The 25,342-nt window shown below is 69.7% G+C and carries 22 protein-coding genes; 19 read left to right on the top strand and 3 right to left on the bottom strand.

The features are described from left to right. Window positions 1-31 precede the first annotated feature (31 nt). From bchC to ACLBX8_RS06845, 13 genes are all read left to right on the top strand, one after another. Entirely contained in the window at window positions 32-970 is a 939-nt protein-coding gene (gene bchC, locus ACLBX8_RS06785) for a chlorophyll synthesis pathway protein BchC (protein WP_091976542.1), read from the top strand. Beyond that, window positions 967-1,971 carry a chlorophyllide a reductase iron protein subunit X gene (locus tag ACLBX8_RS06790; protein WP_042669531.1) on the top strand — a complete coding sequence of 335 codons (1,005 nt, stop codon included), beginning with the start codon at window positions 967-969 and terminating at the stop codon, window positions 1,969-1,971. The genes bchC and ACLBX8_RS06790 overlap by 4 nt, the downstream gene beginning before the upstream one ends. Before the next feature lie 5 nt (window positions 1,972-1,976). Then, on the top strand, window positions 1,977-3,506 hold the full coding sequence (gene bchY, locus ACLBX8_RS06795; protein ID WP_447714800.1) for a chlorophyllide a reductase subunit Y: 1,530 nt from the start codon (window positions 1,977-1,979) through the stop codon (window positions 3,504-3,506). Continuing rightward, on the top strand, window positions 3,506-4,972 hold the full coding sequence (gene bchZ, locus ACLBX8_RS06800) for a chlorophyllide a reductase subunit Z (RefSeq protein WP_447681349.1): 1,467 nt from the start codon (window positions 3,506-3,508) through the stop codon (window positions 4,970-4,972). The genes bchY and bchZ overlap by 1 nt, the downstream gene beginning before the upstream one ends. A gap of 35 nt (window positions 4,973-5,007) precedes the next feature. Further along, complete coding sequence (locus ACLBX8_RS06805; RefSeq protein WP_026604760.1) at window positions 5,008-5,229, top strand: hypothetical protein; 222 nt, start codon at window positions 5,008-5,010, stop codon at window positions 5,227-5,229. 127 nt (window positions 5,230-5,356) lie between these two features. Continuing rightward, complete coding sequence (gene pufB, locus ACLBX8_RS06810) at window positions 5,357-5,593, top strand: light-harvesting antenna LH1, beta subunit (protein WP_012319767.1); 237 nt, start codon at window positions 5,357-5,359, stop codon at window positions 5,591-5,593. 10 nt (window positions 5,594-5,603) lie between these two features. Beyond that, window positions 5,604-5,795 (top strand): light-harvesting antenna LH1, alpha subunit, encoded by a 192-nt coding sequence (pufA, locus tag ACLBX8_RS06815; RefSeq protein ID WP_020091993.1) that lies wholly within the window; start codon window positions 5,604-5,606, stop codon window positions 5,793-5,795. An 81-nt stretch (window positions 5,796-5,876) separates the two neighbouring features. Then, complete coding sequence (gene pufL / locus ACLBX8_RS06820) at window positions 5,877-6,701, top strand: photosynthetic reaction center subunit L (RefSeq protein ID WP_020091994.1); 825 nt, start codon at window positions 5,877-5,879, stop codon at window positions 6,699-6,701. Window positions 6,702-6,791: 90 nt separating this feature from the next. Beyond that, on the top strand, window positions 6,792-7,772 hold the full coding sequence (pufM, locus tag ACLBX8_RS06825; protein ID WP_447681350.1) for a photosynthetic reaction center subunit M: 981 nt from the start codon (window positions 6,792-6,794) through the stop codon (window positions 7,770-7,772). Window positions 7,773-7,782: 10 nt separating this feature from the next. Next, complete coding sequence (gene pufC / locus ACLBX8_RS06830) at window positions 7,783-8,886, top strand: photosynthetic reaction center cytochrome PufC (protein WP_056528659.1); 1,104 nt, start codon at window positions 7,783-7,785, stop codon at window positions 8,884-8,886. A 109-nt stretch (window positions 8,887-8,995) separates the two neighbouring features. Next, window positions 8,996-9,139 carry a DUF3096 domain-containing protein gene (locus ACLBX8_RS06835; protein ID WP_012319762.1) on the top strand — a complete coding sequence of 48 codons (144 nt, stop codon included), beginning with the start codon at window positions 8,996-8,998 and terminating at the stop codon, window positions 9,137-9,139. 165 nt (window positions 9,140-9,304) lie between these two features. Further along, a complete protein-coding gene (gene ppdK, locus ACLBX8_RS06840; RefSeq protein WP_447681352.1) occupies window positions 9,305-11,995 on the top strand; it encodes a pyruvate, phosphate dikinase in 2,691 nt (896 codons plus the stop codon). A 192-nt stretch (window positions 11,996-12,187) separates the two neighbouring features. Further along, window positions 12,188-12,439: a hypothetical protein gene (locus tag ACLBX8_RS06845; RefSeq protein ID WP_020091998.1), complete on the top strand. Its 252-nt coding sequence runs from the start codon at window positions 12,188-12,190 to the stop codon at window positions 12,437-12,439. A gap of 82 nt (window positions 12,440-12,521) precedes the next feature. Here the strand turns inward: ACLBX8_RS06845 and ACLBX8_RS06850 are convergent, their stop codons facing one another. From ACLBX8_RS06850 to ACLBX8_RS06860, 3 genes are all read right to left on the bottom strand, one after another. Continuing rightward, window positions 12,522-14,036 carry a DUF882 domain-containing protein gene (locus ACLBX8_RS06850; RefSeq protein WP_447714801.1) on the bottom strand — a complete coding sequence of 505 codons (1,515 nt, stop codon included), beginning with the start codon at window positions 14,034-14,036 and terminating at the stop codon, window positions 12,522-12,524. A gap of 142 nt (window positions 14,037-14,178) precedes the next feature. Further along, window positions 14,179-16,203 carry a L,D-transpeptidase family protein gene (locus tag ACLBX8_RS06855; protein WP_447714802.1) on the bottom strand — a complete coding sequence of 675 codons (2,025 nt, stop codon included), beginning with the start codon at window positions 16,201-16,203 and terminating at the stop codon, window positions 14,179-14,181. A 246-nt stretch (window positions 16,204-16,449) separates the two neighbouring features. Beyond that, window positions 16,450-17,934: a sigma-54-dependent transcriptional regulator gene (locus tag ACLBX8_RS06860; protein ID WP_020092001.1), complete on the bottom strand. Its 1,485-nt coding sequence runs from the start codon at window positions 17,932-17,934 to the stop codon at window positions 16,450-16,452. 250 nt (window positions 17,935-18,184) lie between these two features. Here ACLBX8_RS06860 and ACLBX8_RS06865 point away from each other — a divergent pair, with 250 nt between their 5' ends. The 6 genes from ACLBX8_RS06865 to ACLBX8_RS06890 all read left to right on the top strand — a co-directional run bounded on the left by ACLBX8_RS06865 (window position 18,185) and on the right by ACLBX8_RS06890 (window position 25,262). Further along, the gene (locus ACLBX8_RS06865; protein ID WP_447714803.1) at window positions 18,185-20,056 is read left to right on the top strand and encodes a M3 family oligoendopeptidase; all 1,872 of its coding nucleotides are present in this window, start codon (window positions 18,185-18,187) and stop codon (window positions 20,054-20,056) included. Window positions 20,057-20,165: 109 nt separating this feature from the next. After that, complete coding sequence (locus tag ACLBX8_RS06870) at window positions 20,166-21,527, top strand: ABC1 kinase family protein (protein WP_020092003.1); 1,362 nt, start codon at window positions 20,166-20,168, stop codon at window positions 21,525-21,527. A 122-nt stretch (window positions 21,528-21,649) separates the two neighbouring features. Further along, window positions 21,650-21,943: an aa3-type cytochrome c oxidase subunit IV gene (locus ACLBX8_RS06875; protein ID WP_020092004.1), complete on the top strand. Its 294-nt coding sequence runs from the start codon at window positions 21,650-21,652 to the stop codon at window positions 21,941-21,943. A gap of 207 nt (window positions 21,944-22,150) precedes the next feature. After that, complete coding sequence (locus tag ACLBX8_RS06880) at window positions 22,151-23,380, top strand: Re/Si-specific NAD(P)(+) transhydrogenase subunit alpha (protein WP_447714804.1); 1,230 nt, start codon at window positions 22,151-22,153, stop codon at window positions 23,378-23,380. 24 nt (window positions 23,381-23,404) lie between these two features. Further along, window positions 23,405-23,860, top strand: a complete 456-nt coding sequence (locus ACLBX8_RS06885; RefSeq protein WP_020092006.1) for a proton-translocating transhydrogenase family protein — start codon at window positions 23,405-23,407, stop codon at window positions 23,858-23,860. 4 nt (window positions 23,861-23,864) lie between these two features. Next, a complete protein-coding gene (locus tag ACLBX8_RS06890) occupies window positions 23,865-25,262 on the top strand; it encodes an NAD(P)(+) transhydrogenase (Re/Si-specific) subunit beta (protein WP_020092007.1) in 1,398 nt (465 codons plus the stop codon). Window positions 25,263-25,342: the final 80 nt, after the last annotated feature.

The following is a 25,342-nucleotide window of genomic DNA, read 5'->3' on the forward strand; positions in this document are numbered from 1 at the left end:
GTCGCAACGCAAAGGGTGGACACTTCCAGCCATGGACGCTCTGGCCGTCATTCTGGAAAACCCGGAGCACCTCTCGGTTCAGCGCCTGGCCCTGACGCCGCCCACTGACGCGGACGCGGTCGTGGCGGTGTCCTGGAGCGGGATCAGCACCGGCACCGAGCGCCTGCTCTGGTCGGGGCGGATGCCGCCCTTCCCGGGTATGGGCTACCCCCTGGTGCCGGGCTACGAATCCGTCGGGACGGTCGTGGAGGCGGATGCCGGCGCTTCGGTCCGGGTCGGCCAGACCGTCTACGTCCCGGGGGCCCGGTGCTTCGGCGCCGTTCGCGGCCTGTTCGGAGGCGCCGCGTCCCATCTGGTCGCACCGGCCGCCCGCCTCGTGCCGGTGGACGAGGCCCTCGGCGAGCAGGCCTGCCTCCTGGCCCTCGCGGCGACCGCCCATCGCGCCCTCGGGCGCCTCGCCCCCGGCGCGGCTCCGCTCATCGTCGGGCACGGCGTCCTCGGCCGGCTGCTCGCGCGGCTGACCCTGGCGGCGGGCGCCGCGCCCACCGTCTGGGAGACGGACCCCGTGCGCGCAGCCGGCGAGCACGGATACACCGTCGTCGCACCCGACGCGGATCCCCGGCGCGACTACGCGACGATCACGGATGTCAGCGGCAACGCCGCCGGCCTCGACGACCTGATCGCCCGGCTCGCACCGGGGGGCGAGATCGTCCTCGCCGGGTTCTACGAGGCGCCCCTCAGCTTCGCTTTCCCGCCCGCCTTCATGCGCGAGGCCCGGATCCGGATCTCGGCCGAGTTCAGGCCCGAGGACACGGTGGCGGTGACGCGGATGATCGAGAGCGGCCGGCTCTCCCTCGACGGGCTGATTACCCACCGTGCCCCGGCGGCACAGGCCCAGGACGCCTACCGCACCGCGTTCGCGGATCCGGGCTGCCTGAAGATGATCCTCGACTGGAGGGACGCCGCGTGAACGTTCAGCTCAATAAGGCTGCCCTGTCCCAGGCGACCCAGCTCCGCGCCGAGGCCGCGATCGAGCCCGATGCCGTGTCCACCGCACCGGCCAAGAAGGAGACGCAGATCATCGCGATCTACGGCAAGGGCGGCATCGGCAAGTCGTTCACCCTCGCCAATCTCAGCTACATGATGGCCCAGCAGGGCAAGAAGGTCCTGCTGATCGGCTGCGACCCGAAGAGCGACACCACCTCGCTCCTCTTCGGCGGCAAGGCCTGCCCGACCATCATCGAGACGTCGACCAGGAAGAAGCTCGCGGGCGAGTCGGTCGCGATCGGCGACGTCTGCTTCAAGCGCGACGGCGTCTACGCCATGGAGCTCGGCGGTCCCGAAGTCGGGCGCGGCTGCGGCGGCCGCGGCATCATCCACGGCTTCGAGCTTCTGGAGAAGCTGGGCTTCCACGAGTGGGGCTTCGACTTCGTCCTCCTCGACTTCCTCGGCGACGTGGTCTGCGGCGGCTTCGGCCTGCCGATCGCCCGGGACATGTGCCAGAAGGTCATCGTCGTCGGCTCGAACGACCTGCAGTCGCTCTACGTCGCCAACAACGTCTGCTCGGCGGTGGAGTATTTCCGCAAGCTCGGGGGCAATGTCGGCGTCGGCGGCCTCGTGATCAACAAGGACGACGGCACCGGCGAGGCCCAGGCCTTCGCGGAGGCGGCCGGCATCCCGGTCCTGGCCTCGATCCCGGCCGACGAGGACATCCGCCGCAAGAGCGCGAATTACGAGATCATCGGCAAGCCGGACGGGCGCTGGGGCACCCTGTTCGCGGAACTCGCCGCCAATGTCGCGGAGGCCGCGCCGCACCGCCCGACGCCGCTCTCGCAGGACGGGCTGCTCGGCCTGTTCTCCAGCGAGACCACCGGCCGCGACGTCGTGCTGGTTCCGGCGACCCACGAGGACATGTGCGGCGTCGCCCACGTGTCCAAGCCGTCCCTCGAAGTCGTGTACGACGAGGTCTGACGCGCATGGCCGTCTCCCTCGACATCGCCGATCTGCGGGCCCGCAAGGCGCCGGCCACCGTCGACCTCGCCGCGGCGCAGAGCGACGGCCTGGGTTGCCACGCCGGCAAGGACGCGATGGTGGCGGCCGCGGAAGCCGCCGGCATGTCGGAGACCCTGGCACAGCTGCGCGAGGATTATCCCCAGGGCCCGCACGACCAGCCGCAGAGCATGTGCCCGGCCTTCGGCTCGCTGCGGGTCGGTCTGCGGATGCGCCGCACGGCGACGATCCTGTCGGGCTCGGCCTGCTGCGTGTACGGCCTGACCTTCACGTCGCATTTCTACGGGGCGCGGCGCAGCGTCGGCTACGTGCCGTTTAACTCCGAGACGCTCGTCACCGGCAAGCTGTTCGAGGACATCCGCGAGGCGGTCCACGCGACTGCGAAGCCGGAAGATTACGACGCCGTCGTCGTCATCAACCTCTGCGTCCCGACGGCCTCCGGTGTGCCGCTGCGCCTGCTGCCGAAGGCGATCGACGGCGTCCGGGTGATCGGGATCGACGTGCCGGGCTTCGGAGTCCCGACCCACGCGGAAGCCAAGGACGTACTCGCCGGCGCCATGCTCAAGGTCGCCCGCGCGGAGGCCGAGCAGGGGCCCGTCGCCGCCCCCCGCGGTGGCCGTTCCGAGCGCCCGAGCGTCGCGCTGCTGGGCGAGATCTTCCCGGCCGACCCGGTGCTGATCGGATCGCTCCTGGAGCCGCTGGGACTCTCGGCCGGCCCGGTCGTGCCGACCCGGGAATGGCGCGAGCTCTACGCGGCCCTCGACTGCGCGGCGGTCGCGGCGATTCACCCGTTCTACACGGCCTCGATCCGCGAGTTCGAGGCGGCCGGCCGCCCGATCGTCGGCTCCGCTCCCGTCGGCGTCGACGGGACCGCCGACTGGCTCGACCGGATCGGCGAGGCCTGCGGCGTGCCCCGCGCCACCGTCGAGGCGGCCAAGAACCGCATCCTGCCCGGCATCCGCGGCGCGCTCGGCGCGATGCCGATCAAGGGGCGGATCACGCTCTCGGGCTACGAGGGATCGGAGCTGCTCGTGGCGCGCCTCCTCGTCGAGAGCGGCGCCGAGGTCCCCTATGTCGGCACCGCCTGCCCGCGCACGCCCTGGTCGGAGGCGGATCGCGACTGGCTCGAGTCTCGCGGAACGGAGGTCCGCTACCGGGCCTCCCTCGAGGATGATCTGTTCGCCTTCGAAGCGCTGAAGCCCGATCTCGCCATCGGCACGACGCCGGTGGTGCAGCGCGCCAAGGAGCGCGGCACCCCGGCGCTCTACTTCACCAACCTGATCTCGGCGCGCCCGCTGATGGGCGCGGCCGGCGCCGGGTCGCTCGCCACGGTGATCAACGCCGCCCTCGGCAACAGGGCGCGCTTCGACGCCATGCGCGACTTCTTCGAGGGCGTCGGCACCGGCCACGCCGCGGGCGTCTGGCAGGAGGTGCCGCAGAAGCGCCAGGGCCCGAAGATCGAGGGCCCCAAGAAGCCGATCGGGGAGATGGCCTGATGCTCATCCTCGATCACGACAGGGCCGGGGGCTACTGGGGCGCGGTCTACGTCTTCACGGCGATCAAGGGCCTGCAGGTCGTCATCGACGGCCCCGTCGGCTGCGAGAACCTGCCGGTCACCTCGGTGCTGCACTACACCGACGCGCTGCCGCCGCACGAGCTGCCGATCGTGGTCACCGGGCTCGCCGAGGAGGAACTCGGCCGGCACGGCACCGAGGGCGCCATGAAGCGCGCCCACGCGACCCTCGATCCGGGCCAGCCCAGCGTCGTGGTCACCGGCTCCATCGCCGAGATGATCGGCGGAGGCGTGACGCCGGAGGGCACGGGGCTCCAGCGCTTCCTGCCGCGCACGATCGACGAGGACCAGTGGCAGGCCGCCGACCGGGCGATGCGCTGGCTCTGGCAGGAGTACGGGGCGAAGAAGTTCGCCAAGAAGGGCATCCCGGCCCGGCCGGAGAAGAAGCCCGGCGAGAAGCCGCGAGTGAACCTCATCGGCCCGGCCTACGGCACCTTCAACATGCCGTCCGACCTCTCCGAGATCCGGCGGCTGGTCGAGGGGATCGGCGCCGAGGTGAACCTCACCTTCCCGCTCGGCGCGCACCTCGCCGACGTGCCGAAGCTGGTCAACGCCGACGCCAATATCTGCCTCTACCGGGAGTTCGGGCGGCTGCTCTGCGAGGATCTGGAGCGCCCGTACCTGCAGGCGCCGATCGGCATCCTGTCCACGACCAAGTTCCTGCGCTCGCTGGGCGCGATCCTGGGCCTCGATCCCGAGCCGTTCATCGAGCGGGAGCGGCACACGACGATCAAGCCGGTATGGGATCTCTGGCGCTCGGTGACGCAGGACTTCTTCGGGACCGCCAGCTTCGGCATCGTCGCGACCGAGACCTACGCGCGCGGCGTGCGCCATTTCCTCGAAGACGAGATGGGCCTGCCCTGCCACTTCGCCTTCGGGCGCTCGGCCGGTCTGAAGCCCGACAACGCGGCCGTCCGCGCCGCCGTCGCGGCCAAGCCGCCGCTGGTGCTGTTCGGCTCGTTCAACGAGCGGATGTACCTCGCCGAGTGCGGAGCCCGGGCGACCTACGTGCCGGCCTCGTTCCCCGGCGCGATCATCCGGCGCCACACCGGGACGCCCTTCATGGGCTACGCCGGGGCGACCTACCTGGTCCAGGAGGTCTGCAACGCCCTGTTCGACACCCTCTTCCACATCCTGCCGCTCGCCCGCGACATGGACAAGGTCGAGGCGACGCCGGCCCGGCGCCACGCCGAGCTGCCGTGGGACGAGGCCGCCCGGCAGGCGCTCGACGCCCTGGTCGAGGCCCAGCCGGTGCTCGCCCGGATCTCCGCGGCCAAGCGCCTGCGCGACGCCGCCGAGCGGGCTGCCCGGGACACCGAGGCCGCCGCGGTAGCGCCCGCTCACGTGGCGCGGGCCCGGGCCGCCCTCGCGGGAGGAGTGCCCGCATGAGCCGCCTTTCCGTTTCACCCAGAGGAGACCTGACGATGCGAACGATGGTCCCGACCGGCCGCCAGCACCAGGAAGCGTTTCAGTTCCGGCTGATCCTGGCGGCGACCTACCCGTTCTTCCTCGCCGCCGCGGCGCTGAACCGGTTCCGGCCCAGCCGCGAGACGGCCCGCCCGGGCCTGGCGCCGGCGCGCCGCTCGGTCTTCGGCGAAGCCCGCGCCATGGCGGTTCAGGCGATCCCCTTCGCCTTCATGGGCTGAAACGCCCCTGAGCGAGACGCTTCCGTCCGGTCACGCGGGGGAAGTCGGGCCGTGACAGCCGAAAGGCATCGCGGCTGAACCCGTCGCGCCTCGCCAGAGGCGCGGCCAACACACGGAGGTCTGAACGATGGCGAGTGGACCCGTCACAACAGAAAGACCGAGCAGCCTGTCCGGGCTGACGGAACCGGAAGCCAAGGAGTTCCACGCGATCTTCCTGACGAGCTTCCTCATCTTCACGGCGATCGCCGTGGTCGCCCACATCCTTGTCTGGCTGTGGCGTCCGTGGCTCCCCGGACCGCAGGGCTACGCCTCTCTCGAGGGCGTTCGCGATGCGGCCCACGCCCTCGTCACGATGATCGGCTGAGGAGGATCGGATGCACAAGGTTTGGTTGCTCTTCGATCCGCGGCGCACGCTGGTGGCTCTGTTCACCTTCCTCTTTATCCTGGCGCTGCTGATCCACTTCATCCTGCTCTCGACCGACCGGTTCAACTGGCTGGACGGCCCGAGAAACAACAAGGCGGCCCAGAACACCATCACGCTCGCGCTGCCGCAGATGCCGGCCTGAGTGCCGGTCCGGACCGCGGCGCGCGAGGGCCGCGGTCCACCCATATTTCCTCTTCTCCGGCCTGACTGAGGAGCAGCCGCCATGGCGATGCTGAGCTTCGAGCGCAAATACAGGGTTCGCGGCGGCACCTTGCTCGGAGGCGACCTGTTCGACTTCTGGGTCGGGCCGTTCTTCGTCGGTTTCTTCGGCGTCGTCGGCATGTTCTTCACGGTGCTGGGCACCGCGCTCGTCATCTACGGCGCCGCGATCGGACCGACCTGGAACATCTGGCAGATCAACATCGCGCCGCCCGATGTCAGCTACGGCCTGAGACTCGCGCCGCTGAAGGATGGCGGGCTCTGGCAGATCATCACCATGTGCGCGCTCGGCTCGTTCGTCTCCTGGGCGCTGCGCGAGGTCGAGATTTGCCGCAAGCTCGGGATCGGCTACCACGTCCCCGCGGCCTTCGGCATGGCGATCTTCGCCTACTTCACCCTCGTGGTGATCCGGCCGCTGCTGATGGGCGCCTGGGGCTACGGCTTCCCGTACGGCATCCTCAGCCATCTCGATTGGGTGTCCAACACCGGATACCAGTATCTCCACTTCCACTATAATCCGGCTCACATGCTGGCCGTGACGTTCTTCTTCACGACGACGCTGGCCCTGGCGATGCACGGCGGCCTGATCCTGTCGGCGACCAACCCGAAGAAGGGCGAGACCGTGAAGACGCCCGAGCACGAGGACACCTTCTTCCGCGACACGATCGGCTACTCGATCGGCACGCTCGGCATCCACCGCCTCGGCCTGTTTCTGGCCCTCTCTGCGGGGTTCTGGAGCGCGGTCTGCATCGTCATCAGCGGGCCGTTCTGGACGCAGGGCTGGCCGCAATGGTGGGGCTGGTGGCTCAACCTGCCGGTCTGGCGGTGACGGATCGGACGCGATCGGACGCGATCGGAACGAGGGGACTAACGTGGGTCGCCGCCGCCCAGTGCGCGGCACTCCGGGGGAGGGCAGGCCATGGCCTATTACCAGAACATCTTCACGCAGGTTCAGGTGCGCCCGCTCGTGCCGGATCAGGGCGTCCCGGTCGCGGTCGACGAGCGGGTCGGCAAGCCGTTCAACAGCTACCTGTTCGGGCTGATCGGCAACAGCCAGGTCGGGCCGATCTACATCGGCTACATCGCGGCTCTGTCGATCACATGCGGGGTGATCGCCTTCGAGATCATCGGGCTCAACATGTGGGCCTCGGTGAACTGGGACCCGGTCCAGTTCGTCCGGCAATTGCCGTGGCTCGCCCTCGAGCCGCCTCTCCCGAAGTACGGCCTGAAGGTCCTCCCGCCCCTGAACGAGGGTGGGTGGTGGCTCATCGCCGGCTTTTTCCTGACGGCCTCGATCCTGCTGTGGTGGGTCCATCTCTACAAGCGGGCGCGGGCGCTCGGCCTCGGCCTGCACGTACCGTGGGCCTTCGCGTCGGCGATCTGGCTCTACCTCGTCCTCGGCTTCATCCGGCCGGTGCTGATGGGCTCGTGGTCGGAAGCCGTGCCGTTCGGCATCTTCCCGCACCTCGACTGGACCGCGGCCTTCTCGCTCCGCTACGGGAACCTCTTCTACAATCCGTTCCACATGCTCTCGATCACGTTCCTCTACGGGTCGACGCTGCTGTTCGCGATGCACGGGGGCACGATCCTGGCCTGCTCGCGCTACGGCGCGGAGCGCGAGATCGACCAGATCGTCGACCGCGGCACGGCCACCGAGCGCGCCGCCCTGTTCTGGCGCTGGACCATGGGCTTCAACGCCACGATGGAGTCGATCCACCGCTGGGCGTGGTGGTTCGCCGTGCTGACGACGCTGACCGGCGGCATCGGCATCCTGCTCACCGGGACCGTGGTCGACAACTGGTACCTCTGGGCCGTCAAGCACGGCGTCGCGCCCTCGTACCCGCAGGTCTACGGCCCGATCGTGGATCCCGCCCATCTCGCACCCGGCATGAAGCCGTGAGGAGGCCGTCATGAAGACGATTCTGGCGGTGGCCGGCGGCGCACTGGCCCTCTTCCTCACCATCGCGATGTTCGGCGGCGCCGGCTGGACCCACCCGCCGATGGCGAACAAGCAGACCGGCTTCCGCGGGACGGGCATGGACCTCATCCGCACCCGCGCCGGCAACGAGGCGCTCGCCGCCGCGAACGTCGCCCCGACCCCGGCCGATCCGGCCGATGCGGGCGGCGACAAGGCCTCGGCCGTCTACCAGAACGTCCAGGTTCTGGGCGATCTCTCGGCCGAGCAGTTCAACCGGCTGATGGTGTCGATCACCGAGTGGGTGGCCCCGCAGCAGGGCTGCACCTACTGCCACAGCACCGAGAACATGGCGTCCGACGAGCTCTACCAGAAGCGCGTCGCCCGGCGGATGCTCCAGATGACCCAGTACATCAACTCGTCCTGGAAGGAGAACCACGTCCATCAGGCGGGCGTGACCTGCTACACCTGTCACCGCGGCAATCCGGTGCCGGCCAATATCTGGTTCGATCATCCGGTCCAGGGGGCGGGGCGCTTCATCCCGCGCAACAACAGCCAGAACCTCGCCTCCGCAGAAGTCGGCAACACCTCGCTGCCCTACGACGTCTATCAGGCCTTCTATCAGCACAAGGAAACGTCGGAGGACGCGGTCCGGGTCAACGCCACCACGGCGCTGCCGGAGACCAAGGGCAAGCCGATCCAGGACGCCGAGAAGACCTTCGCGATCATGATCAGCATGTCGCAGTCTCTCGGGGTCAACTGCACCTTCTGCCACAACACCCGATCGGTGGCGCAGTGGGACACCAGCACGCCCAACCGCGTCCATGCCTGGTACGGCATCCGGATGGTGCGTGACCTGAACCAGGATTATATGGAGCCGCTGAAATCGACGTTCCCGCGGAACCGGCTCGGGATCCTGGGCGACGTGCCGAAGATCAACTGCGCCACCTGTCACAACGGCGCCAACAAGCCGCTCAACGGCGCCAACGTGATCGAGCCCTATCCGGAGCTGTCGCACCCGACGATCGCCGTGAGCCTGCCGACCGGCGAGGCCAAGGACCCGATCCCCGGGACCGAGACCCCGACGCCGAAGCCCTGATCCGCCCCGGGGCGGCCGGACGACCGGCCGCCCCGCCCAAGCTACAGGGAACCTCCGTGGGGTAGAGGCGTCGATACCGGCGGCCAAGCTCGGCCCTCAGGAGGCGTCCGTGACCATCACCATCTCGAACCTCCAGCCGCTGATCGCGATCCTCGCCGGAATCCTGATCCTGGTGATGCCGCGGCTGCTCAACTACATCGTCGCGATCTACCTGATCGTCGTCGGCGTGATCGGGCTCGGAATCCTGCATTGACGGGCCGCGCCCGCGCCGCGACGGCGCGGACCTGACAGACCGCTCGAGCCGTCAGCCGTGCACGCACAGGGCCATCGCGCGTTCATCTTGCGTTGCGCTGCGGGATGGTCCAACCCCGCCCATCAGCTCGGCCGGCGCCGGGCACCAGATACGGACGGGATCGACATGGCGACCGGCAGCGCGAAGTGGGTCTATGCCTTCGGCGACGGCAAGGCGGAGGGCAAGTCGCAGATGCGCGACCTGCTCGGCGGCAAGGGTGCCAACCTCGCCGAGATGTCCAACCTGGGCCTGCCGGTCCCGCCGGGCTTCACGATCACCACCGAGGTCTGCACCTACTTCTACGATCACGGCAAATCCTATCCGCCGGAGCTCAAGGATCAGGTCGCGGAAGCGCTCGCCCAGGTGGGCAAGCTCACCGGCCGCAAGTTCGGCGACGCGACGAACCCGCTGCTCGTGTCGGTCCGCTCGGGTGCGCGCGCCTCGATGCCCGGCATGATGGACACGGTCCTCAATCTCGGCCTCAATGACGAGACCGTCCTGGCCCTCGCCAAGGAGGCCGACGACGAGCGTTTCGCCTACGATTCGTACCGGCGGTTCATCACGATGTACTCGAACGTGGTGCTCGGCGTTGAGCACCACGCCTTCGAGGAGGCGCTGGAGCAGTACAAGGAGGGCAAGGGCTTCGACCTCGACACCGAGCTCGGCGCCGGCGACTGGAAGACCCTCATCCAGACCTACAAGAAGATCGTGCGCGACGAGCACGGCTCGGACTTCCCGCAGGGCGCGGACGACCAGCTCTGGGGCGCGATCGGCGCCGTGTTCAATTCGTGGATGATCCCCCGCGCGAAGAAGTACCGGGAGCTGAACAACATCCCGGAGAGCTGGGGCACGGCCGTCAACGTGCAGGCCATGGTGTTCGGCAACATGGGCGACACGTCGGCCACCGGCGTCGCCTTCACCCGCAACCCCTCCACCGGTGAGAAGGCGCTCTACGGCGAGTTCCTGATCAACGCGCAGGGCGAGGATGTCGTGGCGGGCATCCGCACCCCGCAGAACATCACCGAGAAGGCGCGGGAAGAGGCGGAGAGCGACAAGCCTTCCATGGAGAAGGCCATGCCGGAGAGCTTCGCGGAGCTGACCCGGATCTACGGGATCCTAGAGTCGCACTACCGCGACATGCAGGACATGGAATTCACCATCGAGAAGGGGAAGCTCTGGATGCTCCAGACCCGCAACGGCAAGCGCACGGCCAAGGCCGCCCTGCGCATCGCCGTTGATCTGGCGGGCGAGGGGCTGATCTCGAAGGAGGAGGCGATCGGCCGCGTCGAGCCCGGCGCCCTCGACCAACTCCTGCACCCGACCATCGACCCGAAGGCCGACCGCAAGGTCATCGCCTCCGGCCTGCCGGCCTCGCCCGGCGCGGCGACCGGCGAGATCGTGTTCAATTCCGAGGACGCGGAGGCCCACCGCAAGGCCGAGCGCAAGTGCATCCTCGTCCGGATCGAGACCTCGCCCGAGGACATCCACGGGATGCACGCCGCCGAGGGCATCCTCACCACCCGCGGCGGCATGACCAGCCACGCGGCCGTGGTGGCCCGCGGCATGGGCAAGCCCTGCGTCTCCGGCGTCGGCTCGATCCGGATCGACTACAAGGCGCAGACCCTGACGGTCGGCGGCACGACGCTGAAGGCCGGCGACCGGATCACCATCGACGGCTCCACCGGCCAGGTGATCCAGGGCGAGGTGAAGATGCTGGAGCCCGAGCTGTCGGGCGACTTCGCCACCCTGATGGAGTGGGCCGACGCGATCCGCGGCATGAAGGTCCGCGCCAACGCCGACACGCCGACCGACGCCCGGACCGCGCGCAACTTCGGCGCCGAGGGCATCGGCCTCTGCCGCACCGAGCACATGTTCTTCGAGGGTGACCGCATCATCGCGGTCCGCGAGATGATCCTCGCCGACGACGCCGAGGGCCGGCGCGCGGCGCTGGCGAAGATCCTGCCCTACCAGCGGCAGGACTTCCTGGAGCTGTTCACGATCATGTCCGGCCTGCCGGTCACGATCCGCCTCCTCGACCCGCCGCTCCACGAGTTCCTGCCGCACACCGACGCCGAGGTCGCCGAGGTCGTGAAGGCGACGGGCGTCTCCGAGGAGAAGATCCGGCACCGGACGCGCGAGCTGTCCGAGCACAACCCGATGCTCGGCTTCCGGGGCTGCCGCCTCGCGATCGCCTTCCCGGAGATCGCCGAGATGCAGGCCCGCGCGATCTTCGAGGCCGCCGTCCAGGCGGCCGCCGATACCGGCAAGGCGGTGACGCCCGAAGTGATGGTGCCGCTGGTCTTCACCCGCGCCGAGTTCGACATCGTGAAGGCCCGCATCGACGCCATGGCGAAGGCCGTGGCCGAGGAGAAGGGCGCGACCCTCGACTATCAGGTCGGCACGATGATCGAGCTGCCGCGCGCGGCCCTCAAGGCCAATGAGATCGCCGAGACCGCGGAGTTCTTCTCCTTTGGCACCAACGACCTGACCCAGACGGCGCTCGGCATCTCCCGCGACGACGCGGCCACCTTCCTGGGCCCCTATACCCAGAAGGGCATCCTGCCGGCCGACCCGTTCATCACGATCGACCAGGAAGGCGTAGGCGAGCTGGTGCGCATCGGCGTCGAGCGCGGCCGCAAGACCCGGCCAGACATCAAGCTCGGCATCTGCGGCGAGCACGGCGGCGATCCCGCCTCGGTCGGCTTCTGCCAGGAGGTGGGACTCGACTACGTGTCCTGCTCGCCCTACCGGGTGCCGATTGCCCGGCTCGCGGCCGCACAGGCGGCGCTCGGCAAGGTCGCCGGCAAGGAAGGCTGAGACCAGTCCGGGGGACGCCGAGCACGTCCCCCTTTCGGCTATCAACCGTCCGTATGAGGATCAGTGGAAAAATTCGCCTTTCGGTCGAACTCGCCTCTTTTTGAGGCGTTCTTCGATTGAACGGGTACGCCCTACGTGCGCCTAATCGGCCCGCGTCGGGTTCAGCATCGCCCGTCAGAAGCGGCCGCCACCATGTCCCACAGCCCATCGCCGCTGTGCCTCGCTGAGACCGAAGCGGTCGCGGCTGTTCCGAGCGTCGCCGTCCGCGCCTATCTCGCTCTCGTCGCCGGTCTCGGCGGTGTCGTCACGGCCGTGATGCTGATGATGTCGGTCGCGGCCAACAGCGGCAGCGAGGCGGAGCGCATCTCGGCGACGCAGGAAGACAGCTACGCGACCACGCTGGTCGGCGCGCTGGCGGTCAACCTGTCCAAGCCTCTGCGCTGAGTGCGTATCCGGCGTCGACCGCCCCGGGTGGCCCGGTCCACTGCGCGGCTCCGATGCGGACGTCCTGACGACGACGGTCGAATCACCGCGCCCCCGACACGGCCCGCGCGGCCGAGCCGGTGAAACGGGTCGGCAGATCGTCGCCGGGGCTGCGTGGACTGAAGCGCGTGGTGACCCGATCGGGCGCGGCGCCGACCACCGCGTCGGGCGCGGCACCGCGCAGGCGCGTGGCGGCCACGTGCACGGGCGCGGCGCGGCTCGCGGGGGCAGCGCCCGGGCCGGCCGATACGGAGTCGAACAGGGCGCGCAGTTGCGCCTTGGCATCCGCGTCCGGAGCCACGAGGGAGCGGGCGCGAGCCGGAACCGCCGCCGCCGGCTTGTCGAGGGCGCGGATCTCGGCAGCCGGCGCGAAATTGGCCATCCCGCGCTCCAGCGCCGCGAACTGCACAGGGCGGGGCGGCGGCAGGGGCATGTTCAGGCTCGCCGCGACGGCGGCCATATCGGCGGGGCGCCGCGGCGGGAGCGGTGCCGTGACGGCGGTCACGGTATCGTCGACGGCGACCGGCTGACTGGCGGTCAGGAACGCCTTGGCGTCGGCGGGCCTGATGTCGGAGGGCTTGGTCTCGGCACCTTTCGCCTGTGCCCGCTCGGCGAGCGAGCCGCGCAGGGCGTCGTCGGCCGCGGGCGCCGCGTAGGCGAGGGCCGCGCGCGCGCCCGCCGGATCCTGCGGATCGGCGCTCGCCACGGCGACGACGGGCGCGCGGCGCGACTTCCGCGCCGTCTCCACCGGGGCCGGCACCGGCGCGGGTTCCGGTGCGGACCGGCCGCCGCCGAACAGGCTGGCCAGGAAGCCGAACAGGCCGGGCCCGTCCTCCTCCTCGCCGCTGGCCATCTGCGTCGTGAGGCCCGCCACGGTACCGCCGCGGGCCAGGATCTCGGCCTTGGCCTCCTCGTAGCGAGGGAAGGGGCGGTTGTCGCTCGGGAGCAGGACGGTCTTGCCGTCCGGGAACAGGCGGGCGAGCTGGTCGTGGGTCATGCGCGGCCACATCCGCACCGAACCCACGTCGAGGTGCACGAAGGGCGTTCCGGCATGGGGGTACCAGCCGACGCCGCCCCGCTGCATCCGGAGGCCGACCTCCCGGATCCGGTCGATCGACACGTCCGGCAGGAAGAAGTCCATCGCCTTGCCGAGCATGTGCTGGCTGTACTCGGCCACCATCCTGGAGCGGCGGCGCAGCATCGCGTTGGTGCCCGGGGAGCGGTAGGCCGACACGACGTGGATCGGCTGCGTCGCGCCGACCTGGCGATAGGCCTCCCAGACCGTATCGAACAGCCGCGGGTCCATCTTGGTCGGCTCGTTGACCCGCCAGTCGCGCAGGAGCCAGTTCAGCTGCTCGAGGGCCGCGCGATCGTAGCGACCATCGCGCTTGAACGTGATGGTCGCGCTCTCCTGCGTGTGGGTGTGGTAGATCGACAGGGAGCGGGTGTCGCCGTTGGCGACCGCGTCCTCGGTCTCGGCCGTCCCGGCGATCAGTCCGAGCGCGAGGCCGGACAGGGCGAGAGTGACGTGGCGAAGGGCGCGCGGGAGACTGGGCACGACGGTCCTGATCCTCTCCCGACAGCCTGACCCGACGCCTGTTGAACCGGGTTCGCGACCGAAACGGCTAAGGCTCGACCGTGGCGAAATCGTGCCCGGCTGTGCGGCCGCGCACCTGAAAGTTGCTGGTGGCGCGGGTGGGCTACCACCACCCGCGCGGCGCCGCCTGCTGCGGCGCGGGCGTCCAGAGGCCGGGCTCGCCGTATTCCGGCGCACTGTCGGCACGGGCGGCGCGACGCTGGGCGCGGCGCGGCGTCTCCGCCTCCTCGTAGCGCCCGCCCGGCCACGCGTCGGCATCCGCGACCGGCCGCTCGGGCGCGCGGCGATGGACGGTCCGGGGCGCGGGCGGCTTCGGGGCGCGCTCGGCCTTGCGCCGCGGCGGCTCGTCCGGGAGCCGCGCGATCGCCGGCCCGCCGCCGCCGGGCAGCCCGAGGGCCGCGCGCATCGGCGCGTCGTAGCCGTAGAGATCCGGCAGGGTGCGGTAGGCGCCGCCGTCGTCCACGAAGGCGGTGAAGTAGGCGAGGTGGACCGGCAGCTTCTCCGGCAGCCGGATGGTGCGCTCGCCCTTGCCGATCAGCTTCTTCAGCCGATCCGCGGACCAGTTCGGCAGCACCGCGTCGGCGAGGCGGAACGGGTCGTCGACGCGGACGCAGCCGTGGCTGAAATCGCGCTTTGCGGCGGAGAACAGCGAGCGGTTCGGCGTGTCGTGCAGGTAGACCGCGTGCTGGTTCGGGAACATGAACTTGATGAAGCCGAGCGCGTTGCGCTCCCCCGGGGGCTGACGCAGCGAGATGTGCCCGCCGCGACGGACGACCTCGTAGCCGCCCCAGGTCTTGCCGCCGTAGCCGGCGAGCTTCGGCGCCATCGTCTTCAGGATCGACGGTGGGACGTACCAGGACGGGTTGACGACCGCATACTCCATCATCCCGGAGAACAGCGGCGTGCGCGATTCCGGCTTGCCGACGATGACCCGCGCCTCGTCGCGCATCACACCGCCCCGGTAGGCGCGCAGGCGATACTCCGGCACGTTGACGAGGATGTAATCCGGCCCCAGATCGCCCGGGAGCCAGCGCCACCGCTCCATGTTGACGATGAGTTCGGCCTCACCGCCCGTCGGGCGCGCCGTGCGGCCGGCATCGGCGAGGGCGAGCACCGTCTGGACGTTCAGGACGCCGTTCCCAGGGAGACCGCGTCCGCGCTGGAACTTGGCCACCGCGTCGGCGACCACGGAATCGTACTCCTCCGGCTCGCCGGGCCCCCTGTCCAGGGTCGCGGCCGGACGGCTCTCGAGGTTGAAATGTGCCCGCAGCAGCGGGACGCGGGCATCACGCATGCCGACGCGCAGGGCCGGCCCGGCCGGGAGGCGCAGCGGCTTCACCGCGGTCGGCGCAGGCCCCCGCAGGCTGGCGAGCCGCGCCTTCAGCGCGAGATAGCCCGGAGTCGCCGGGTTGTAGGCCTGCAGTGCCTCGCCGGCTTTCGCGCCGGCCTCGTCGAGCTTCGCCAGGACGTCGTTGCCGGCCGGCAGATCAAGGTGCGGGGTGATCAGCCTCGAGATCGAGGCCAGGTTGATCCGGCCGCCGCGGGCGTCCCGGGCATAGAGAACCGCCGCCGCGGACAGGCGCAGATCGGCGTCGGCGACCGCCTTCTCGTCCGGTTTGTCGGCGAGCGCCGGGACCGTGTAGGCGCGGGGGTCGAGCCCGTCCTCGGCGGCGGCCGCCAGCCGCGCCGACACCGCCTTCGCGGCGTCGGTCCAGGCCCCGCCGGAGATCCAGAGCGGCTTGAAGCTGCGGGCCTCGTAGAAGCTCCGGATCGCGTCGCGGTCCTTGCCGGCGAGGCGGAGCAGCAGGGGCGCGGCATCCGCGAACCGGGCGAAGATTGCGGCGCCGAGCGGGTCCGTCGGGGCGACCGGGGCCGCCGCGGCGGGAGCCGGGGACGGCTCGGCCGCCGGCGCCTCAGGCTTGTAGTCGGGAAGGGCGGTCGCGGCGGGCGCCGACGGGTCCGCCGGCGCGGGCGTCGCCGGCCCCGGCGCGGCAGCGGGCGGGGTCGCGGGGACATCGGTGGCCGGCTGGTCCAGCGCGGCCGTCGCGGCGCGGAGGGAGCCGGCCGGTGCCAGCGTGCCGCCGAGAAGGGCGGCCAGCGCGATGAGGCTGGAGCGCGGGACGCGCATCGTGATCTCCCGGGGCGCGGCGGCAGGACCGCACGCTCAGATTGTGATTATCCGCGCAAGCGTGGCTTTGAGCAACCGCAGTTATCGCGAATAGAGGCTCGGTCCTGCAGATGAATGTGTCATTTCTAATGCTGCTCAGCTTACGATCCGCTCAATCATCTGCCGGCGCGATGCAGCAGGGCCGAGAATTTCAGCGACCGTGGCCGAAACGAATGTGCGCGGTGCGCTAGCGCACGCCGCGCTCGATCAGGCCGCGTCCTCGGTTTTATCGTCCTCCTCAAGCCCCAGATCCTTGAGCTTGCGGTAGAGGGTGGAGCGTCCGATGCCGAGACGGCGCGAGACCTCGGACATCCGCTGCCGGTAGAACTGGAGCGCGAAGCGAATAATCTCCGCCTCCAGGACGTCCATCGGCTTCATCTCGCCGGTCTCCTCGGCGACGAGCGACATGGCGTGCGGGTCGCGGACCTCGACGCGGACGATCTCCCGCACCGGTTCGGGCGCGTAGGCCGGCATCTGCGGCTGGACCGGCGCTGCCGGGATCCGCACGTCGAAGCCCTCGACCTGCGCGGCGATCTGGGGGAATTCGGAGACGGTCAGCTCGTCGCCGTCCGCCAGCACGACGGCGCGGAACAGGGCGTTCTCCAGCTGCCGGACGTTGCCCGGCCAGGGATAGCGCGTGAGCAGGGCCATGGCCTCCGGGCTAATCGCCCGCACGCGCTTGCCTTCCTCGGCCGAGAACCGCGCGCAGAACGAGCGGACGAGGTCCGGGATGTCCTCGCGGCGCGCCCGCAGGGGCGGCAGCGTCATCGGGAAGACGTTCAGGCGGTAGTAGAGATCCTCGCGGAACTTGCCCTGCTTCACGAGGTCGAGCAGCGACCGGTTCGTCGCCGAGACGAGCCGGATGTCCACCCGCACCGAGCGCTTGCCGCCGACGGGATCGACCTCGCCCTCCTGGAGGGCCCGGAGCAGCTTCACCTGCGCGTCGAGGGGCAACTCGCCGATCTCGTCCAGGAACAGGGTCCCGCCCGAGGCCTCGACAAACTTGCCGGCGTGCTTCTCGGTGGCGCCGGTGAACGCCCCCTTCTCGTGGCCGAACAGGGTGGATTCCACCAGGTTCTCCGGGATCGCCCCGCAATTGACGGTCACGAACGGCTTGCCGCGCCGGTCGCCGGACCCCTGGATCGCCCGGGCCAGGACCTCCTTGCCGACGCCGGACTCGCCCTCGATCAGAACGGGGATGTTCGACTTCGCCGCCCGCTCGGCGAGGCGGATCACCCGCTCCATGTCGGGGCTCTTCGAGGTGAGATCCTTGAAGGTGAGCGCCCCGGAGGCGCGGCGGCGCATGCGGCGCACCTCCTCCTCGAGCGTGTCGACCCGCAGGGCATTCTTGATCGAAACCTGGAGCCGCTCCGCGCCCGCAGGTTTGACCACGAAATCCACGGCGCCGGCCCGCATGGCGCTGACCACCGTGTCGATGGAGCCGTTGGAGGTCTGGACGATGACCGGCGTGGCGAGGCCGCTCTTGCGCATCTCGGCCAGGACACCGAGCCCGTCGAGCCCCGGCATCACGAGGTCGAGGAGCACGACATCCGCACCCTCGGATCGCAGCAGGGTCAGCGCGTCCGCACCGGTCTCGGCGATCCGCGCCTCGAAGCCGAAACGGCGCACGGCCGCCTCGGCCAGGCGCCGCTGGACCGGATCGTCATCCACGATGAGCACGGTGGCGGACATGGCGGCTCCCTGAACGGCGCGCGAAGGCCGGACACGCGACGCGGGCTCGACCCGGTCGCGGCCTTCCGATTCGGCGACTGTTTCGTTTCGAGCCGTAGGGTGACCGACAGTCGTAAAGTGCCGCTTAACGACGTTTGCGCCGCGTCGTCACCGATCGCGCGCCGGTCCGACTGTCCCTCCGCGTTGAACGCGTGGCGGCGCGCTCGATATCAGGGTACGGGGCCGGGGCCCTTGGAGAGGATTGCACACCATGATGCCGAGCCACACCGCCTCGCCGGTGACTGTCCGCCTGCCGGAGGGCGTGAGTGCTGCGCGCGCCGCTGCGAAGGCTGCCGACCTCGGCCATCTTCCGGAATGGGACCTCACGGATCTCTATTCCGGCCTCGATGATCCGAACTTCTCCGGCGACATGACCCGCGCTGAGGAGAAGTGCCGCCGCTTCTCCGAGACCTACGCCGGCCGGATCGCGGAGCTCGCCGCAGGCCCGGACGCGTCCGCGCGGCTGGCCGAGGCGGTGCGCGCCTACGAGGGCATCGAGGACCTGCTGGGCAAGCTCATGTCCTTCGCGGGTCTCGTCTATTCCGGCGACACCACCGACGAGGCGCGCGCCAAGTTCTACGGCGACACCCGCGAGCGGCTGACCAGCGCCTCGGCGGATCTCCTCTTCTTCGCCCTGGAGCTGAACCGCGTCGACGATACGGCCATGAACGCCGCGATGGCCGAAGGGCCGCTCGCCCACTACGCCCCGTGGATCGAGGACCTGCGGCGGGAGAAGCCGCACCAGCTCGACGATCGCACCGAGAAGCTGTTCCTCGAGAAGTCGGTCACGTCGAACGCCGCCTGGGACCGGCTGTTCAACGAAACGATCGCCGCGCTGCGCTTCACCGTGCAGGGCGAGGAGATGCCGCTGGAGCCGACGCTCAACAAGCTTCAGGATCCGGACGGCGCGGTCCGCAAGGAGGCGGCCGGCGCGATCAGCGCGGTCCTGCGCGGTCAGCTGCGGGTGTTCACGCTCATCACCAACACGCTGGCGAAGGACAAGGAGATCAGCGACCGCTGGCGCGGGTTCAAGGACGTCGCAGACGCGCGCCACCTGTCGAACCGGGTCGAGCCCGAGGTGGTGGAAGCCCTCGTCGACGCCGTGCGGGCGGCCTATCCCCGCCTGTCCCACCGCTACTACACGCTCAAGGCGAAGTGGTTCGGGCAGGAGGCGCTGCCCTACTGGGACCGCAACGCGCCGCTGCCCCGCGTCGAGCAGCGCACGATCCCGTGGACGGAGGCCCGCGACACGGTGCTGTCCGCCTACGACGCCTTCTCGCCGAAGATGGCGGGGATCGCGCGGCGCTTCTTCGACGAGCGCTGGATCGACGCACCGACCCGTCCCGGCAAGGCGCCGGGCGCCTTCGCGCATCCGACCGTGCCCTCCGTCCACCCCTATGTGCTGGTCAACTACCAGGGCAAGCCGCGGGACGTGATGACGCTGGCGCACGAGTTGGGCCACGGCGTCCACCAGGTGCTCGCCGGGCCGAACGGCGCCCTCATGGCGCCGACGCCCCTGACGCTGGCCGAGACGGCGAGCGTCTTCGGCGAGATGCTGACCTTCCGTCGGCTCCTCGCCGCGACCACGGACACGACCCAGCGCCGGGCCATGCTCGCCGCCAAGGTCGAGGACATGATCAACACGGTGGTGCGCCAGATCGCCTTCTACTCGTTCGAGCGGAAGGTCCATCTCGCCCGCGCCAAGGGCGAGCTGACCACCGATCAGATCAACGCGCTGTGGCTGTCCGTCCAGGCAGAATCGCTCGGTCCGGCCATCACGCTGGATTCCGGCTACGAGCCGTTCTGGGCCTACATCCCGCACTTCATCCACTCGCCGTTCTACGTCTACGCGTACGCGTTCGGCGACTGCCTGGTGAACTCGCTCTACGGCGTCTACGCCCGGGCGGAGGACGGCTTCGTGGACCGCTACTTCGCGTTGCTCGCGGCCGGTGGCTCGAAGCCATACGGCGAGCTGCTCGCGCCCTTCGGCCTCGACGCCAAGGACCCGGGCTTCTGGCAGATCGGGCTCGGCATGATCGAGAGCATGATCGTCGAGCTCGAGAGCATGGAAGGACAGGCCTGAGCCGAGCGCCGCGGACCCCGTCGGCCCCCGCGGCGCAGGGACCCACGCCCCTGGTTCGCGGCCGGGGGCGGCTTATCTGCGCATCATCGTCAGACAAGCAGATCGAGTGATGGCCGAGACCGACCGCGAAGCCAACCGCTTCTCCGCCCGCGCCGGGCGCTACGCCAGCGTGGGCGCCAACGTCGGCGGCGTCGCCGCCCGGATGGCCGTGGCACGGCTGTTCGGAAAGGAGGGCACCACCAACGCCGCCGCCCTGGCGCAGGCGCTGGGCGGCCTGAAGGGCCCGATCATGAAGGTGGCCCAGCTGCTGGCCACCGTTCCGGACCTGCTCCCGCCCGAATACGCGACCGAGCTGCAGAAACTTCAGGCGGACGCCCCGCCGATGGGCGCGGCCTTCGTCCGGCGCCGGATGCAGTCAGAGCTCGGCGCCGGCTGGCAAGAGCGCTTCGGCAGCTTCGACCTCAAACCCGCCGCGGCGGCCTCGCTGGGCCAAGTCCATCGCGCGACCACCAAGGACGGCGAACGTCTCGCCTGCAAGCTCCAGTACCCGGACATGCAGTCGGCCGTGGAGGCCGACCTGAAGCAGCTGGAGGTCGCGTTCGCGCTGCACCGCCGGATGAACACGTGGCTCGACACGCGCGAGATCGCGAAGGAGATCGGCGCCCGGGTGCGCGAGGAGCTCGACTACGAGCGCGAGGCCAAGCACGCGGCGCTCTACGGGGCCGTGCTGAAGGACATCGCGGCGGTGCGCGTGCCGCGCGTCTTTCCGGAGCTCTCGACGAAGCGTCTGCTCACGCTCGGCTGGCTCGACGGGGACAAGATCCTGGGCTTCGCCGACGAGCCGGTCGAGGTGCGCAACCGGATCGCCCAGGCGATGTTCAAGGCGTGGTGGCACCCGTTCAGCCGGGCAGCGGTGATCCACGGCGACCCGCATCTGGGCAATTACACCGTGTTCTCGGACGCCGGCGAGGCCGCGGGAATCAACCTGCTGGACTACGGCTGCGTCCGGATCTTCCATCCGCGCTTCGTCGGCGGCGTCGTGGATCTCTACCGCGGCCTGCTGGAGAACGACGATGCCCGCATCGTCCACGCCTACGAGGTCTGGGGATTCAAGGATCTCGACAAGGAGAAGATCGAGATCCTAAACATCTGGGCCCGCTTCATCTACGGGCCGCTGCTCGAAGACCGTACCCGCACCGTCGCCGACGGCGTGAAGCCGGGGGAGTACGGTCGCCGACAGGCCTTCCAGGTCCATCAGGCCCTGAAGGAGCGCGGGCCCGTGACTGTCCCGCAGGAATTCGTCTTCATGGATCGCGCGGCCGTGGGGCTGGGCGCCGTGTTCCTCCACCTCAGATCTGAGCTCAACTACCACCGGTTGTTCGAGGCCGAGATCGAGCATTTCTCGCTGGACGAACTCACGAAACGCCAGGGCCGGGCACTCACCGAAGCCGGTCTGCCGAAACCGGCCTGATTCGACGCGAAGATCCACCGGGAGAGCGATCAACTTGCGTGCGTCCGATTGCGGCAGGTAAACGCTTGAGCTACATCCGACCGCGACCGCAAGAAGTCGCGTCTTAGGGAAACGAGCGCACGATGGCCGAGAGTGACACGGTGGCCGGGCACACCTACAGCCCGGCGATGGACGCGACGACGCACGAGCAGACCTATCGCGGATTTGTCCGGTTCGTCGAAATCGCCACTGGCGTCGTCATCTGCTGGGTGCTGGCCCTCGCCATCGGCGGGATCCGCGAGGCGTGGCTGCTGGCCATCGTCGGCGTGATCGCCTCCGGAGCCGCGGGCGCGGTGGGCGCCCTCGCGCCGGCCGTGGGGTGGAAGGCCCCGCTGGTCGTCGGCATTCTCCTGGTCCTCTACCTGTTCTTCGCCTGAGAGGGCCGTGGGCGGCGGCGTCGAGCGTCGCCGCGGATGACGAACCCGCTCGCGTTCGCCGAGCGGGACGCTGACACATTGTTGGCAATTAAATTGGGCGCAAGTTACATTCCGGCCGCATCCATCGCGGTATCGTAGATCCGCCTCTCGAAAAGCTGCGCCGGTTCGCGCATTCGAAAGGCCGAGCTTTTCCAGGGGAACCCTCGCATGCGCATTGCTGTGCTGTCCGAGACGGACTCCGCGGAGCCGCGCGTCGCCGCGGTTCCTGAGACCGTCAAGAAGTTCAAGACTTTCGGTGCCGACGTCGTGGTGCAGTCCGGGGCCGGCCAGAAGGCCGGCATCCTGGATTCCGAGTACGAGGCCGCCGGCGCCAGCATCGCCGGGAGCGCCGCCGATGCCGCCGGGGATGCCGACCTCGTGCTCAAGGTCCGGCGCCCGAGCGCCGAGGAGCTGCCGCAGCTGAAGCGCGGCGCCACCGTGATCGCGATCATGGACCCCTACGGCAACGAGGACGCCCTCAAGGCGATGGCCGAGGCCGGGATCGACGGCTTCGCCATGGAGCTGATGCCGCGCATCACCCGCGCGCAGGTGATGGACGTCCTGTCCTCGCAGGCGAATCTCGCCGGCTACCGCGCGGTCGTCGACGGCGCCGCCGAGTACGGGCGGGCCATGCCGATGATGATGACCGCCGCCGGCACCGTGCCGGCCGCCCGCGTCTTCGTCATGGGCGTCGGCGTGGCCGGCCTCCAGGCCATCGCGACAGCCCGCCGGCTCGGCGCGGTCGTCACCGCCACCGACGTCCGGCCCGCCACCAAGGAGCAGGTCGAATCGCTCGGCGCCAAATTCGTCGCCGTCGAGGACGACGAATTCAAGCAGGCCGAGACGGCCGGCGGTTACGCCAAGGAGATGTCGGCCGAGTACCAGAAGAAGCAGGCGGAGCTGGTCAAGGGTCACATCGCCAAGCAGGACATCGTCATCACCACCGCGCTGATCCCGGGCCGGCCAGCGCCGAAGCTGGTCTCCGAGGAGATGGTGGCGTCGATGAAGCCGGGTTCGGTCCTCGTCGATCTCGCGGTGGAGCGCGGCGGCAACGTCGCCGGCGCCAAGGCCGGCGAGGTCGTCACGAACGATCGCGGCGTGAAGATCGTCGGCCACGTCAACGTGCCGGGGCGGCTCGCCGCCACCTCGTCGAGCCTCTACGCGCGCAACCTCTACGCCTTCGTCGAGACCCTGATCGACAAGGAATCGAAGGCGCTGGCCATCAACTGGGACGACGAGCTGGTGAAGGCCACGAACCTCACCCGCGACGGCTCGGTCGTCCACGCATCCTTCCAGCCCAAGACCGATGGCGCAGCCTCGGAAGCCGCCTCCGTGGGGCTGGCCAAGTCGGAGGCCAGCAAGGCGTCCGGTGCGGCCACCCCGGCAGGCGCGCAGTGAAGCCTGGCCGAGAGGAGTAGCAGAATGGCAAACGTCATCGTCCCTCCCGATCAGGCGGCCGATCAGGCCCGCGTGCTGGCCGACGCCGCGCGCGCCGCGGCCGCGGTGGCGCGCAACGCCGCCGACCAGGCGCAGGTCATCGCCGACGGCATGGGCCACGGGCTCAGCGCCGCCACCGGCGGCGCGGTCGATCCGACCGTGTTCCGGCTCGCGATCTTCGTGCTGGCGATCTTCGTCGGCTACTACGTGGTCTGGTCGGTGACCCCGGCCCTGCACACCCCGCTCATGTCGGTGACCAACGCGATCTCGTCGGTGATCATCGTCGGCGCGATCCTGGCGGTCGGCGTTCCGCTGATCGAGAAGGGCACGGGCCTCGCCCGGTTCTTCGGCTTCATCGGCATCGTGCTCGCCAGCGTGAACATCTTCGGCGGCTTCCTCGTCACGCAGCGCATGCTCGGCATGTACAAGAAGAAGGGCTGAGCCGGTGTCAGAGAACGTCTCCTCCCTTCTCTATATCGTCGCCGGCGTCCTGTTCATCATGGCGCTGCGGGGGCTCTCGCACCCCACGACCTCCCGGCAGGGCAACCTGTACGGCATGGTCGGCATGGGGCTCGCCATCCTGACCACGCTGGTCGGCCACCCGCCGGCGGGTGCCGGCGCCTGGATCCTCGTCCTGCTGGGCTTAGGGCTCGGCGGCGGCGCCGGCGCGGTGATCGCCAAGCGCGTGCCGATGACCGCGATGCCGCAGCTCGTGGCGGCCTTCCACTCGCTGGTCGGCCTCGCGGCCGTCTTCGTGGCCGCGGGCGCCCTCTACGCACCGCAAGCGTTCGGCATCATCGAGAACGGGCACTTCCACAAGCAGTCGCTGTTCGAGATGGGTCTCGGCGTGGCCATCGGCGCCATCACCTTCACCGGCTCGGTGATCGCCTTCGCCAAGCTCGACGGGCGCATGTCCGGCAAGCCGATCATGCTGCCTCAGCGCCACCTCATCAACGCGCTGCTGGCCGCCGGCCTCGTGCTGCTGATCGCCCTGTTCATCGGCACCGAGTCGAAGGCGATCTTCTGGCTGATCGTCATCGCCTCGCTGGTGCTCGGCGGCCTGATCATCATCCCGATCGGCGGCGCCGACATGCCGGTGGTCGTGTCGATGCTCAACTCGTACTCGGGCTGGGCGGCGGCCGGCATCGGCTTCACCCTGGGCAACCTCGCGCTGATCATCACCGGCTCGCTGGTCGGCTCGTCGGGCGCGATTCTGTCCTACATCATGTGCCACGCGATGAACCGGTCGTTCATCTCGGTGATCCTCGGCGGCTTCGGTGGCGACACCGCCGCGGCCGGCACCGGCCAGGTCGAGACCCGGCCCGTGAAGCAGGGTTCGGCCGACGACGCGGCCTACATCATGAAGAACGCCGAGCGGGTCATCATCGTCCCGGGCTACGGCATGGCGGTCGCCCAGGCGCAGCACTCCCTGCGCGAGATGGCCGACATGCTGAAGAAGGAGGGCGTCGACGTGAAGTACGCCATCCACCCGGTGGCGGGCCGCATGCCGGGCCACATGAACGTGCTGCTCGCCGAGGCCAACGTGCCCTACGACGAGGTCTTCGAACTGGAGGACATCAACGGTGAGTTCCCGCAGGCGGACGTCGCCTTCGTGATCGGCGCCAACGACGTCACCAACCCGGCCGCCAAGACCGACAAGGCCTCGCCGATCTACGGCATGCCGATCCTCGACGTGGAGAAGGCCAAGACCGTGCTGTTCATCAAGCGCGGCATGGGCTCCGGCTACGCGGGTGTCGAGAACGAGGTGTTCTTCCGCGACAACACCATGATGCTGTTCGGCGACGCCAAGAAGGTCGTGGACAGCGTGCTGAAGTCGCTCTGAGACCCAGGTCTCCGGCAGCGTCGAGGGGCGGGCAGCGATGCCCGCCCTTTCTCGTTGTGGCGATCGGGTTCGCCGTCGCT

The sequence above is a fragment of the Methylobacterium sp. D48H genome, assembly GCF_053345715.1.